The organism is Halomonas sp. PGE1 (assembly GCF_013000985.1).
In the GTDB taxonomy this organism is placed as follows: Bacteria; Pseudomonadota; Gammaproteobacteria; order Pseudomonadales; family Halomonadaceae; genus Halomonas; species Halomonas alkalicola.
Map to the genome: position 1 here is coordinate 2,951,074 of NZ_CP053032.1, position 13,493 is coordinate 2,964,566.

The following is a 13,493-nucleotide window of genomic DNA, read 5'->3' on the forward strand; positions in this document are numbered from 1 at the left end:
TCAGCCGCGCCGATAGGTCCCCACCAGGCGGTTCATGCCCAGCAGGTGGGGTTCGACCTTGACCAGGAGGTCATGGAGCCTGAGCCCCTCGGGCAGGTCGTCGGTGGGCTTGTCCAGCGCCAGCAGCCAGAAGTAGTAGCGGTGGGACCCATGCCCCTCGGGGGGCATGGGACCACCGTAGCCCAGCTTGCCGAAGTCGTTCTTGCCCCGGGTGCCGACGCGGGTGGCCTCCTCCAGGCTGGTGACGGAGGCCGGGATGTTGTAGAGCACCCAGTGCACGAAGCCATAGGTGCCGTTCTGCACCAGCGGCGCGTCCGGGTCGTGGCAGATCAGCGCGAATCCCCTGGTGCCTTCGGGCGCCCCCTGCCAGACCAGCGCCGGCGAGATGTCGTCTCCCTCGCCGGTGTGCCTGGCGGGAATGGCGCCGCCGTCGTCGAAGACGGGGCTAGTGAGTTGCAGGGTCGACAGGGCAAAGGCCATCGGTGATCCTCCTTGGATAAACCGGGAAAAGTGCCGGTTCAGCGTGGGAAACAACGAAGGAGCTGTCAACATGCCCAGGCGCCTGCTGATCGTGGCCCATGCCCCCTCTCCCAACACCCGAGCCCTGGCGGAGGCGGCCGAGCGCGGCGCCTGCCACCCCGAGATCGGGGGCGTCGAGGTGGTGGTAAAGGCACCGCTCGACGCCGGACCCGACGACGTCCGCGCCTGCGATGCCATCCTGCTCGGCACCACCGAGAACCTCGGCTACATGGCGGGGCTGACCAAGGACTTCTTCGATCGCTGCTACTACCCGGTGCTGGAGGAGACGCAGGGACTGCCCTGTGCGCTCTATGTGCGCGCCGGCCATGACGGCACCGGCACTCGCCGCGCCGTGGAGAGCATCGTCACCGGGCTGCGCTGGCGCTGGGCACAGGAACCGCTGATCCTGCGCGGCGAGTGGCAGGCGGGCTTCGCCGAGCAGGTGGAGGAGCTCGCCATGGCCATGGCCGCGGGGCTCGAGGCGGGCATCCTCTAGCCTGTCACCCCACGTGGCCCACAACGACAGCGGCAGCGCCCGAGGGCGCCGCCGCTGTCTGTCGGATGGCCGTAAGCGCCTACTTCAGGCGCTCGAACACCGTGGCCACGCCCTGCCCCATGCCGATGCACATGGTGGCCAGGCCCAGGGTGGTGTCGCGCTGCTGCATGACGTTGAGCAGGGTGGTGCAGATTCGCGTGCCCGAGCAGCCCAGCGGGTGGCCGAGCGCGATGGCGCCGCCGTTGAGGTTGACCTTGTCGTCCATGGCATCGAGGAAGCCGAGGTCCTTGAGCACCGGCAGGCCCTGGGCAGCGAAGGCCTCGTTGAGCTCGACGGTCTGGATGTCGTCGGCGGTGAGGCCGGCGGCCTTGAGCGCCTTCTTCGAGGCCGGCACCGGGCCATAGCCCATGATGGAGGCGTCGCAGCCCGCCACGCCGGTGGAGAGCACCCGGGCGATGGGCTCGAGGCCCAGCGCCTGGGCGCGCTCATGGCTCATCACCAGCATGCCGGAGGCACCCACCGAGAGCGCCGAGGAGGTGCCCGCGGTCACGGTGCCGCTCCTGGGGTCGAAGACCGGCTTGAGCTGGGCCATCTTCTCGAGGCTGGCATCGGCGCGAATCACCTCGTCGCGCTTGAACAGGATCCTGAAGCCGCGCTCGTCGTGGCCCTCGACGCCGATGATCTCGTTGTCGAAGTAGCCCTTCTCCATGGCGGCCTGGGCGCGTTGGTGGGAGCGCACGCCGAAGGCGTCCTGGTCCTCCCGGGAGATGCCGTGCATCTTGCCCAGGAGCTCCGCGGTCAGGCCCATCATCATCGCCGCCTTGGCGGCATGCTTGCTCACCGACGGGTTGACGTCGACGCCGTGCATCATGGAGACGTGCTCCATGTGCTCCACGCCACCGACCATGTAGACGTCGCCCATGCCGGCCCTGATGTTGGCCGCGGCAATATGCAGCGCGCTCATGGAGGAGCCACACAGCCGGTTGACGGTCTGGGCCGGCACGCTGCGCGGAATGCGGGTCATGATGGCGGCGTTGCGGCCCACGTTATAGCCCTGCTCCAGAGTCTGGTTGACGCAGCCCCAGATGATGTCATCGATCTCGCTGGGATCGACGCCGGCGTTGCGGTCCAGCAGCGCCTCCATCACCGCGGCGGAGAGGTTCTCAGCGCGCACGTGGCGGAAGGCGCCGTTCTTGGCCTTGGCCATGGCGGTGCGTACGCCGTCGACCACCACGATATCTCTCGGGTTCAAGCTCATCGTTCTGTTACTCCTGTTCGTGGTGGTGGGCTCAGGCCTGGGCCGGGGCGGCGTAGAAGGTCTCGCCGGCAGCGGCCATCTCGCGCAGCTTCTCGGTGGGGGCGTAGAGCGGCCCCAGCTCCTCGGCGAGGCCGTCGGCCAGCTTGACGAAGGCCGCCACGCCCATGGCGTCGACATAGCGCAGCGCACCGCCGCGGAACGGAGGGAAGCCGATACCGTAGATCAGCGCCATGTCCGCCTCGGCGGGCGTGCCGACGATGCCGTCCTCCAGGCAGCGCACGGTCTCCAGGCAGAGCGGCACCATCATGCGACTGATGATCTCCTCGTCGGAGAACTCTCGGCTCTCCTTCGCCACGCTCTTGACCAGGGCGATGGCGGCCTCGTCGCTGACCTTCTTCGGCTTGCCCTTGCGGTCCTCCTCGTAGGCGTAGAAGCCCCTGTCGTTCTTCTGGCCCAGACGGTCGTTCTCGAACATCGCCTGGATGGCGCTCTTCTCGCCATTGCCGCCCAGGCTGCCCATCCGCTCCGGGAAGCCCTCGGCCATCACCTCGCCGGCGTGCACGGCGGTGTCCATGCCCACCACGTCGAGCAGGTAGGCGGGACCCATGGGCCAGCCGAACTTCTCCATGACCTTGTCGACCCGCTGGAAGTCGGCGCCCTGCGCCATCAGCTGGCTGAAGCCGCCGAAGTAGGGGAAGAGCACGCGGTTGACCAGAAAGCCCGGGCAGTCGTTGACCACGATGGGGGTCTTGCCCATGGCGCGGGCGTAGGCCACGGTGGCAGCCACGGCGGCATCAGAGGTCTTCTCGCCGCGGATCACCTCCACCAGCGGCATGCGGTGCACCGGGTTGAAGAAGTGCATGCCGCAGAAGTTTTCGGGACGCTTGAGGCTCGAAGCCAGGCGGGTGATGGAGATGGTGGAGGTGTTGGAGGCCAGGATGGTCTCCTCGCCCACCAGTCCCTCGACCTCGGTCAGCACCGCCCCCTTGACCTTGGGATTCTCGACCACTGCCTCGACCACCAGGTCGACGCTGCCGAAGTCACCATAGGTCAGCGTCGGGCGGATGTTGGCCAGCTTCTCCGCCATCTGCTCGGGGGTCAGCTTCTTGCGCTCCACCTGCTTGGTGAAGAGCTTGCGTGCCTCCTTGAGCCCCAGCTGGATCGCCTCCTCCTTGATGTCCTTCATCAGGATCGGGGTGCCCTTGGAGGCGCTCTGGTAGGCGATGCCGCCGCCCATGATGCCGGCGCCGAGCACGGCGGCCTGCTTGACCGGGCGCGCCTGCTTCTCGAACTGGCCGCCCTTCTTCTTGACCACCTGGTCGCTCATGAAGAGGCCGACCAGGTTGAAGGCCACCTCGGTCATGGCCAGCTTGGCGAAGCCCTTGGCCTCGATGGCCTGGGCCCGGGCGCGCTCCTCCCCGGCCCCCTTCTGGATCACCTTGATCGCTTCGACGGGCGCCGGGTAGTGGGGGCCCGCCTTGCCGGCCACGTAGCCCTTGGCGGTCTCGAAGGCCATCATCTGCTCGATGGGCCCGAGCCTGAGCGGCTGCATCTTCTCCTCGCGGCGCGCGCGGTAGTCCAGCTCGCCGGCGTTGGCCCGGGCCAGGATATCCAGCGCGGCGGCCTCGAGCTGCTCACCCGGCACCACGGCATCCACGGCCCCCACCTTGAGAGCGGCATCGGCCCGGTTCTGGGTGCCCCCGGCGATCCACTCGATGGCGTTGTCGGCGCCGATCAGGCGCGGCAGGCGCACGCAGCCGCCCCACCCGGGCAGGATGCCGAGCTTGGTCTCGGGCAGGCCGATCTGGGCCTTGTCGCCCATCACCCGGAAGTCGGTGGTCAAGAGCACTTCGCAGCCGCCGCCCAGGGCCAGACCGTTGATGGCGGTAACGGTGGGAAAGGGGAGGTCCTCGATGGCATTGAAGATGCCGTGAACCCGGTGCAGCATCGACTCGAGGAACTCACCGCCCTTGCCGAACATGGTCTGGAACTCGGTGATGTCGGCACCGACGATGAAGGCTTCCTTGGCGCTGGCCAGCACCAGCCCGGCCAGGCCGCTCTCGGCCTGAATAGCCTTGACCGCCTCCTCCAGCTCGGCGATCACCGCGCTGGAGAGCTTGTTGACCGACTCGCCCTGCAGGTCGAAGGTGAGCGTGGCGATATCGCCATCGCCGCGCGTCACCATGATGGCATTGCCCTGATAGATCATCCGCGAATCTCCCGATTTCATACGGCCGTTTGAATGCGCACAGCTTGGGTCACGAACGCCGGCGCGTCAACCCCCCCCGTCGTCGATGTCTCGACGCCCCTCTCATCGCCGCCGGGTGCTAGGCTTCACGATGACATCCCACAGGGTAGCCGCGCGCCATGCCCCCATCCTCCCCCCGGCCTGACCAGCGGCCGGAGGCACCCCGACTGAGCCAGCTGCAGGCGCGCATCGAGGCGCTGGTCGAACGCCTGCGCCCCTGGAGCTGGCTGTGGCCCCCCGTGGCCTTCGGCGCGGGACTGGGCAGCTTCTTCCTGGTGGATCGCCAGCAGTGGCTGGGGGCCCTGCTGGCCCTGGGGATGCTGGCCGCCTGGCTGCTGCTGCTGTTCGAGAGCCTGATCGGCCGGCTGCTGGCCCGCCGCGGCTACCCCACCCTGCCCCATGCTGTGACCCTCTTCATCGCCCAGATGATCCACCAGGAGACGCTGTTCTTCTCGCTGCCCTTCCTGCTGGCCACCACCGTCTGGACCAGCGGCCAGGCGCTCTTCACCCTCCTGCTGATCGGCCTGGCGGTGTTCTCCATCGTCGATCCGCTCTATTACCGGGTGGCGGACCGCTTCCGCTGGCTCTACTTCGCCTTCCACGCCCAGTGCGTCTTCCTGGTGGTGCTGGTCACCCTGCCGATCATGCTGCAGCTGACCACCGGCCAGAGCCTCAAGCTGGCGCTGGGCGCCATGCTGCTGTTCAGCCTGCCGAGCCTGCTGCACCTCACCGCCGGGCAGCGCGGCCGCCGCTGGCTGATGATGCTGACCCTGCTGCCGCTGCTCGCCGGCCTGGCCTGGGCGGGACGCATCTGGGTGCCACCGGCCAACCTGTGGCTGGGCAGTGCGGCGCTCTCCCCCGCCTTCGATGTGGAAACGAGGAGCCCCCGAGGCGAGCTGCGCCTGACGCCCGAGGCGCTGGCCGGAAGCGGGCTCTACGCCTATACGGCGATCCGCGCGCCGCGCGGGCTCAGGGAGGAGGTGTTCCATGTCTGGCGGCAGGAGGGGCAGGAGGTCGATCGCATCGCGCTGACCATCGAGGGCGGCCGGGAGGCGGGCTATCGGGCCTGGAGCCGCAAGCAGAACTTCCCGGACGACCCCGCGGGTCGCTGGCGGATCGACGTGATGACCGACAGCGGTCAGCGCATCGGGGTCATACGCTTCCGGGTGACCGATGACGGGGAGGCCAGCCTGGCCGACGGGCGGGAGCTGCTGAGCGGCGTGCAGGGGCTGGGCCTGCGTCGCCTGGTGCCGGGGCGGCATGACGACGGCCCGGCGGCGGAGCCGACGGCAGACCAGGGCGACACCCCCGCCGGGGCGAATGGCGGCGCCAGGGAAGAGTGACGGGAGGCGTGAAATGATAAGCCCGCTTGCATTCCACGCGTCGAGTTCACAAAATCCAGCGAACGCCCATGGAATGCCCAGACTCATGCATGAAAATATCGGTTTCCAGCTCGGCCGCCTGCCACGTCTGTGGCGCGCCATCATCGACGAGCGCCTGGCGCCCCTGGGCCTGACCCAGACGCGCTGGGTGACGCTCTACCACCTGTGGCGACTCGGCGACGGCCAGCCCCAGTGCGACCTGGCTCGCGCCATCGGCGTGGAGGCCCCCTCCCTGGTGCGCACCCTCGACCAGCTCTCCCGCCAGGGACTGGTGGAGCGGCGCCCCTGCGACCAGGACCGCCGCACCAAGCGAGTCTTTCTCACCCCCGAGGCCACCCCGCTGCTCGAGCGGATCGACGCCGTGGTACGCGAGGCCCGCAGCGAGATGTTCGCGGGCATGAGCGACCAGGACCTGGCGACACTGGCCGAACTGCTCTCCCGCATCGAGGACAACGGCCTGACCATCCAGGCCCGCGACGCCGAGGAGAAGGCCCGGGGCTAGACTGGGGGGCTAAGCCCGGGGCTGCCCGAGGGGCACCGAGACGGCGCCGTCGTCCGGTCGCCCGGCCAGGCCGTCACGCAGCGCCACGAAGTCCTCCAGGTAGGTGGAGAAGCGCGGGAAGTCCTGAGACTCCCACCACCACAGCGTCAGCGCATGCCGGTGGGACTCCACCACGATGGCATCCTGAGGCAGCCGCTCCAGCAGCGCCTTGAGGCGGACCTCCAGCGCCTCGGGCAGCGGGCGCAGCGGCTCCCGCCGCCAGCGCCAGCCGTGCGCGAAGGCCTTCAGCGCCGCGCTGGCGTGGTCGTCTCGTACCAGCACGAAATCGGGACCGGGGCGCTCCTGGGGATAGCGCCAGCGATAGGCGGGCATGGTCGTCTCGATGCCGTGCAGCGGCGGTTTCTCCAGCTTGACGGTGAGCCCGGTCTTGATCGCCGCCGTGCGCAGCGCCGAGATGCGCCGCTGCCTCGGGCTGGGCTTGAGCCACATCACCGGCGAGACCACCAGCAGCAGGGCAAAGAGGATGAAGAACCAGGTCATCGCCATCTCCAGATCGGGTTGATGCGTGAGTCTTGATACAAGTCGTTGTCTTGCCGTGTCAGGCGGCCTAGAGTGAAGGCATCCTGCTTCATCTCGATATCCACTAGGAGCCCTGCCATGAGCAACGAATACCGCCACGTCCTGGTCGCCGTGGACCTGACCAAGGACTCTCACAAGGTCCTGGAGCGCGCGGCCCAGATCGCCGAGCGCAACCAGAATGCCAAGCTCTCCATCATGCACACCCTGGAGCCGCTGGGCTTCGCATACGGTGGCGACATCCCCATGGATCTCACCAGCATCCAGGACCAGCTCGACGAGCATGCCAAGCAGCGCCTGGCCGAGATCGCCGACCCGCACGTGGCCAAGGAGAACCAGCACGTGCTGGTGGGCATGCCGGACACCGAGATCCATCGCTTCGCCGAGGAGAATGGCGTGGACCTGATCGTGGTCGGCTCCCACGGCCGTCACGGCTTCGCACTGCTGCTGGGCTCCACCTCCACCGGCGTGCTGCACGGCGCCCAGTGCGATGTCCTCGCAGTTCGTGTGGGCAAGAAGGGCGAGAGCGCCGAGTAATCTACTGCTGCCCCCCAAAAGCCTTTCTCATTTTGAGGAAGTGCAGGATTCGCGTGACGAGCGAAGATAGGTTGGTCGCCGCCGGAGCGCAGGAACCGGAGTGTAGCCTGCTACATGAGGATTCCGAGCACCGCCGGCGATCAATATATCTAGCGCAGTAGCGAATCATCACTTACTCCCCGGCGGCGAGGGCCTCCAGCTCCATCCACCGCTCCATGGCGGCGTCCAGCTCGGCCTGCCGGGCCCCCAGCGCCTCCAGGGTGGCCGTGACCGTCGCCGCGTCCTGCTGGTAGAAGGCCGGATCGCCCACCTTCGCCTCGAACGCGGCGACCTCTCCTTCCATCCGCTCGATCTCGGCCGGCAGGGCATCGAGCTCGCGCTGCAGCTTGTAGGAGAGCTTGGCCGGCTTTTTCCCTCCTCCCGCTGAGGGCTCCTGCGCCGCTGCCGCCTTCGAGGTCGGCGGCGACTGCTCGGCCATCTCCTCGGTGGTCCGGGACGGCTCGACCCGCTGGCGGGCGGCTCCCTCCCAGGGCGCCGGGGGCAGCTTGCCGCCCTGGCGCACCCAGTCCGTGTAGCCGCCCACGTACTCGCGCACCCGTCCCTCCCCCTCGAAGGCCAGCACGCTGGTCACCACGTTGTCCATGAAGGCGCGGTCGTGGGAGACCAGCAGCAGGGTGCCGTCGAAATCGAGCAGCAGCTCCTCGAGCAGCTCCAGGGTCTCCACGTCGAGGTCGTTGGTGGGCTCGTCGAGCACCAGCACGTTGGCCGGCTGGGTGAACAGCTTGGCCAGCAGCAGGCGATTGGACTCTCCCCCCGAGAGCGCCTTGACCGGCTGGCGGACCCGCTCCGGGGTGAACAGGAAGTCCTGCAGGTAGCTCATTACATGGCGGTCGCGACCGCCCACCGTGACCCGATCGCTGCCCTGGGCCACGTTGTCGTAGACGCTCTTCTCGGGCTCGAGCCCCCCGCGCAGCTGGTCGAAGTAGGCTACCTGCAGCTTGGTGCCGAGCTGCACCTTGCCCTCGCTGGGCGCAAGCTCGCCGAGCAGGATCTTGAGCAGGGTGGTCTTGCCGGCGCCGTTGCGGCCGATGAAGCCGATGCGGTCTCCGCGCTGGATCTCCAGGGAGAGGTCGCGGATCACCGCCTCGTCGCCGAAGCGCTGGGTGACGTGCTCCAGCGCCACCACCCGCTTGCCGCTGCGCTCGCCGCTGTCCACGCTGAGGCTGGCCTTGCCCTGGCGCTCGCGGCGCTCACCGCGCTCGCGGCGCAGCTGCTCCAGGGCCCGCACCCGCCCCTCGTTGCGGGTGCGCCGCGCCTTGATGCCCTGGCGGATCCACGCCTCCTCCTGTGCGAGCTTCTTGTCGAACTCGGCATTCTCGCGAGCCTCCACTTCCAGCTCGTGGGCCTTCTGGGTCTGGTATTTCGCGTAGTCCCCCGGGTAGCGCCCGAGGCGCCCGCGGTCGAGCTCGAGGATGGCCGTGGCCAGCTTCGACAGGAAGGCGCGGTCGTGGGTGATGAAGAGCACCGCGCCGTTGAAGGCAGCCAGCTGCTCCTCGAGCCAGGCGATGGTGTCGAGATCCAGGTGGTTGGTGGGCTCGTCGAGCAGCAGCAGGTCGGGCTCCGCGACCAGCGCCCGGGCCAGCGCCACGCGCCGGCGCCAGCCGCCGGAGAGCGCGGCCATCTCGGCGTCCTCGGGCAGCCCCAGGCGGGTCAGCACCACGTCGATGCGCTGGTGGAAGGACCAGCCGTCGATCGCCTCGAGGCGCGTCTGCAGCTCGGCCATGCGGCGCATGTCGGGCTCGTCCTCGTGGATCAGGTGATGGTACTCGGAGAGCAGCTCGCCGGCCTCGGGCAGGCCGCCGGCCACCACGTCGAAGATGGTCTGGCCAGAGGCCTCGGGCAGGTCCTGGGCGAGCACGCCGATCTTGAGCCCCGGGGCGCGCCAGATATTGCCGCCGTCGGGCAGGATCTCGCCGGACACCAGCTTGAGCAGCGTCGACTTACCGGTGCCGTTGCGCCCCACCAGGGCCAGCCGTTCCCCCCTCTCCAGCACCAGGTCGGCGCCGTCGAGCAGGACATGGGTACCGTAGGCCAGTTGCAGCTGTTCCAGACGTAGCAGGGTCACGCGCACACCTCATCGAATCGCGAAGGCGGCTAGTGTAGCGCAACTCCGGCCCGACGTGGCCGTGCCGCCATGGTGAGCGCTCGCGATCCCGAGTACACTGCGCCGCGCCCCGACATCCCGGACATCACCACCACAGGAGCTTCCCCTTGGCTGACCCGACCGCCCCCTTCGATGACTTCCTGCCGGAGGCCCTGCGCCTGCGCGCGGCGGCGCCGCTGGTGGACATCGGCGCCAACCTGACCCACGAAAGCTTCGCCCGCGACCTCCCCGCGGTGCTCGGCCGCGCCAGGGCGGCCAACGTCACCGCCCTGATCCTCACCGGCACCGACCGCGAGCATGCCGAACAGGCGGTGGCGATGGCCCGCCGGTGCAGCGAACCGGGCCTGGCCCTGTATGCCACCGCCGGGGTGCACCCCCACGACGCCAGCCGCTGGGATGCCGGCCTCGCCGCTGCCATGGCCGACCTCCACCGCCAGCCCGAGGTGGTGGCGGTGGGCGAGTGCGGGCTCGACTTCAACCGCAACTTCTCCACCCCCGCCGAGCAGGAGCGCGCCTTCGAGGCCCAGCTGGGCCTGGCGGTGGAGTGCGGCAAGCCGCTGTTCCTGCACGAGCGCGACGCGGGCCGGCGCATGCGCGAGATGCTCCACGCCTTCCGCGACGATATCGGCGACGCCGTGGTCCACTGCTTCACCGCGGACCGCGACACCCTCTTCGGCTACCTGGATCTCGACCTGCACATCGGCCTGACCGGCTGGCTGTGTGACGAGCGCCGTGGCCACCACCTGCGTGAGCTGGTCGGCGAGATTCCCCTGAACCGCCTGATGGTGGAAACCGACTGCCCCTACCTGCTGCCGCGCAATTTACCTGCCAAACTCAAGGGCAGACGCCATGAGCCGGCGCTGCTGCCGTGGATCGTGCGCGAGATCGCCCACTGGCGCGGCATCGATGAGGAAGCACTGGCCAGGGCCACCAGCGACACCGCCCGCGCCTTCTTCCGCCTGCCGGCCGCTCGGCCCTGACCCCGACACACCAGGAGACCTGAACATGCCCGACCTGCCCGGCTTTATCGCCGTGGAGACCGGCGAGGATGGCGGCCTGCCACTGGCCATCGCCTGGACGCTGCCCGACGGGCGCGTCAAGCACACCCTGATACAGCCCGAGGACGACTGGCTCGACGCCGAGATGATCTCGCTGGGGGAGTATAGCCTCGAGGAGCTCAACAGCATGGGCGTGAGCCCGCTGGATGTGATCCGCGAGCTGGAGAACGACCACTTCAGCGACACCCTCTACACCGCCGGGGTCAGCGACGACGAGGCCGCCCTGTCGCGGCTGTTCGACACCTACGGCCTCGACCCCTTCGTGGAGCTGGCGCCCGCCGAGAGCCTCTACAACGGCATTCCCCCCGGCGAATGGTCCCGGGCCCGCGGCGAGATGTTCGGCGAGCTGGGGCTGGAGCCGCTGCGCCCGGAGCACGAGGTGGAAGTGATGCTGCACCTCCACCAGCGCATGAGCGGCGCCGACCTCGATGGCACCATCGACAACGACTTCGACATCGACGACAGCCAGGCCGGCGACGACGAGGCCTGAGCCGGCGTCAGGCCCCGGCCAGCAGCTCCCGGGCGCGCTCGATGATCCTCGCCCGGGAGAGCAGCGTCACGGTGGCCGCCGGCCCCAGCGGGATGAAGCTGTCCTCCGCGTTCAGCCGCGCCAGACGCTCGCTCGCCATGCCCCGCTCGACCAGGCCGGTGATCAGCTCCTCGCTGGGCGAGCCCGAGCGGCGGCACTCGTCGACGACCAGCACCCGCCGGCAGCCGGCGACCGCCCGGTGCACGGCGTCGTGGTCGATGGGGGTCAACCAGCGCAGGTCAACGATGCGCAGCCGCTGACCCGCCGGGTCGATCTCCGCGGCCGCCTGGCGGGCCAGGTAGACGCCGTTGCCATAGGTGATGATGGCCAGGTCGACGCCCTCGCCCCACTGGCCGAGTTCACCCACCGGCAGGCAGTGCGTCGGCCCCGGATCGGGGAAGCACCAGCCATCGTCTCCCTCCTCCAGCAGGTCGCGCGTATGGTAGAGCGCGATCGGCTCGATGATGACCACCACCCGCTGCGCCTCGTCGGCCAGACGCACCGCCTCCTGCAGCAGCCCCACGGCGTCGGCGGCATTCGACGGGCAGGCCACCAGCAGGCCCGGGATATCGCGCAGCACGGCGATGGCGTTGTCGTTGTGAAAGTGCCCGCCGAAGCCCTTCTGGTAGCCGAGCCCGGCGATGCGCACCACCAGGGGATTGGTGAACTGGCCATTCGAGAAGAAGCTCAGCGTTGCCGCCTCCCCGCGCAGCTGGTCCTCGGCGTTGTGCAGGTAGGCCAGGAACTGGATCTCCAGCAGCGGCACCAGGCCGTTGTGGGCCAGGCCGATGCCGAGCCCCAGGATGCTCTGCTCGTCGAGCAGGGTATCGATCACGCGATGTGGGCCGAAGCGGGCCTGCAGCCGCTGGGTCACCCCGTAGACGCCCCCCTTGCGGCCGATATCCTCGCCGGCCATCACCAGGTGGGGGTAGCTGGCCATCAGCCGCTGCAGGGCCTGGTTGAGCAGCTTCGCCATGGTGCCCGGGAGGGGCGCCGACTCGACCTCGACCGGGTCCGTCAGCCGTCGCCCGGGACGCGAGGGTGGCACGATGCTGGCCATCACCTCGGCGGCCGAGACCAGCTTCGGGCGGCGAATCGCCTCCTCGGCGAACCGTGCCACCTCCTCGCCGATGCGCCGGTAGCGGCTGGCGATCTCGTCCCGGGAGAGCACCCCGTGACGACGCAGCAGGCCGGCGCCGTAGAGCAGCGGGTCGCGGGCCTCGTCGGCGGCGATGCGTGACGGCGAGAGGTAGGCCTGCTGGGCATCGGAGCAGGCGTGACCGAACAGCCGCACGCAGCGCATATGCAGAAACACCGGCTGCTTGCGGTGGCGCGCGATGTGCGCGGCCTCCCGGGCGGTGCGCCAGGTGTCGATCAGGTCTAGACCATCGCAGGCCAGGTAGTGGAAGCCGGGACGGGTGCCCATGCTCGCCTCGATCCAGCCGGAGGGCGTGGGCGTGGAGATGCCGATGCCGTTGTCCTCGCAGACCATCACCAGCGGCAGCGGGGCGCCCTGATAGGCCGCCCAGCCGGCGGCATTGAGCGCCCCCTGGGCGGTGGAATGGTTGAAGGAGGCGTCGCCGAAACTGCACAGCACCAGGCTGTCGGCCGGCCACTCGCCGCCGCCGCCCAGGCGACGCCACAGCCCCAGGCTGTGGGCCGCGCCCACCGCCTTGGGCAGATGGGAGGCGATGGTGCTGGTCTGGGGCGGCACGTTGAGCCCCCGGGAGCCCAGCACCTTGTGGCGCCCCCCGGAGATCGGGTCGTCCCGCGATGCCGCAAAGCTGAGCAGCAGGTCCCGAAGCGGCGCCTGGCCGGGCCGCTGGCGGCTGCGCTCGATCAGGAAGGCGGCGTCACGATAGTGCAGGAAGGCGGGGTCGGTGGGTCGCAGGGCCCGGGCAATCGCCGCATTCCCCTCATGGCCGGCGCTGCCGATGGTATAGAAGCCTTCGCCTCGGGCCTGCAGGCGACGGGCCTGGAGGTCCAGATGGCGACTCATCAGCTGGGACTCGAACAGCTCGACCAGCGCCTCGGGGGTCAGGGCCGCCTCGTCGAGGTCCCCGCCATGCCCGGTCGCGGGCCAGCGGTCCTGGTCGAGGGCGTCGAGAAAGCGCTGCTCCTGGGGCAGCGGGTCGGGAGAAGGCAAGGAAGGTGTGGCCACGGCGGACTCCGGCTGCCAGGGGGAACGCCTTCAGCCTAGCCGACTTCGCCCGCCACGGACGGC

Annotated in this window: 12 protein-coding genes; 6 read left to right on the top strand and 6 right to left on the bottom strand. The window is 69.3% G+C overall.

All coding sequences use genetic code 11. The annotated features are described in order from the left end of the window. A complete protein-coding gene (locus tag HIR79_RS13970; RefSeq protein WP_169958812.1) occupies nucleotides 1–480 on the bottom strand; it encodes a YbhB/YbcL family Raf kinase inhibitor-like protein in 480 nt (159 codons plus the stop codon). 70 nt (nucleotides 481–550) lie between these two features. On the opposite strand from HIR79_RS13970, the gene HIR79_RS13975 reads away from it, so the two are divergent. Continuing rightward, nucleotides 551–1,015, top strand: a complete 465-nt coding sequence (locus tag HIR79_RS13975) for a flavodoxin family protein (protein ID WP_169958813.1) — start codon at nucleotides 551–553, stop codon at nucleotides 1,013–1,015. Between the two features lie 79 nt (nucleotides 1,016–1,094). Here HIR79_RS13975 and fadA read toward each other — a convergent pair whose 3' ends face one another. Together fadA and fadB are read right to left on the bottom strand one after the other, a co-directional pair. Continuing rightward, the gene (fadA, locus tag HIR79_RS13980; RefSeq protein ID WP_169958814.1) at nucleotides 1,095–2,273 is read right to left on the bottom strand and encodes an acetyl-CoA C-acyltransferase FadA; all 1,179 of its coding nucleotides are present in this window, start codon (nucleotides 2,271–2,273) and stop codon (nucleotides 1,095–1,097) included. 31 nt (nucleotides 2,274–2,304) lie between these two features. Continuing rightward, nucleotides 2,305–4,482: a fatty acid oxidation complex subunit alpha FadB gene (fadB, locus tag HIR79_RS13985; RefSeq protein ID WP_169958815.1), complete on the bottom strand. Its 2,178-nt coding sequence runs from the start codon at nucleotides 4,480–4,482 to the stop codon at nucleotides 2,305–2,307. A 158-nt stretch (nucleotides 4,483–4,640) separates the two neighbouring features. Here fadB and HIR79_RS13990 point away from each other — a divergent pair, with 158 nt between their 5' ends. Continuing rightward, entirely contained in the window at nucleotides 4,641–5,864 is a 1,224-nt protein-coding gene (locus tag HIR79_RS13990) for a DUF5924 family protein (protein WP_169958816.1), read from the top strand. 85 nt (nucleotides 5,865–5,949) lie between these two features. Further along, entirely contained in the window at nucleotides 5,950–6,405 is a 456-nt protein-coding gene (gene slyA / locus HIR79_RS13995; RefSeq protein ID WP_119020611.1) for a transcriptional regulator SlyA, read from the top strand. Nucleotides 6,406–6,414: 9 nt separating this feature from the next. Here the strand turns inward: slyA and HIR79_RS14000 are convergent, their stop codons facing one another. Then, nucleotides 6,415–6,945, bottom strand: coding sequence for a preprotein translocase subunit YajC (locus tag HIR79_RS14000; protein WP_169958817.1), 531 nt, complete (start codon nucleotides 6,943–6,945; stop codon nucleotides 6,415–6,417). A gap of 117 nt (nucleotides 6,946–7,062) precedes the next feature. Here HIR79_RS14000 and HIR79_RS14005 point away from each other — a divergent pair, with 117 nt between their 5' ends. Continuing rightward, nucleotides 7,063–7,518, top strand: a complete 456-nt coding sequence (locus tag HIR79_RS14005; protein ID WP_169958818.1) for a universal stress protein — start codon at nucleotides 7,063–7,065, stop codon at nucleotides 7,516–7,518. A 172-nt stretch (nucleotides 7,519–7,690) separates the two neighbouring features. Here the strand turns inward: HIR79_RS14005 and HIR79_RS14010 are convergent, their stop codons facing one another. Next, the gene (locus tag HIR79_RS14010) at nucleotides 7,691–9,643 is read right to left on the bottom strand and encodes an ATP-binding cassette domain-containing protein (protein WP_169958819.1); all 1,953 of its coding nucleotides are present in this window, start codon (nucleotides 9,641–9,643) and stop codon (nucleotides 7,691–7,693) included. A 146-nt stretch (nucleotides 9,644–9,789) separates the two neighbouring features. Here HIR79_RS14010 and HIR79_RS14015 point away from each other — a divergent pair, with 146 nt between their 5' ends. Beyond that, on the top strand, nucleotides 9,790–10,662 hold the full coding sequence (locus HIR79_RS14015) for a TatD family hydrolase (protein ID WP_169958820.1): 873 nt from the start codon (nucleotides 9,790–9,792) through the stop codon (nucleotides 10,660–10,662). Nucleotides 10,663–10,687: 25 nt separating this feature from the next. Then, on the top strand, nucleotides 10,688–11,230 hold the full coding sequence (locus HIR79_RS14020; protein WP_249322165.1) for a hypothetical protein: 543 nt from the start codon (nucleotides 10,688–10,690) through the stop codon (nucleotides 11,228–11,230). Between the two features lie 7 nt (nucleotides 11,231–11,237). Here the strand turns inward: HIR79_RS14020 and HIR79_RS14025 are convergent, their stop codons facing one another. Beyond that, nucleotides 11,238–13,430, bottom strand: a complete 2,193-nt coding sequence (locus HIR79_RS14025) for a thiamine pyrophosphate-dependent enzyme (RefSeq protein WP_249322166.1) — start codon at nucleotides 13,428–13,430, stop codon at nucleotides 11,238–11,240. Between the last annotated feature and the right edge of the window lie 63 nt (nucleotides 13,431–13,493).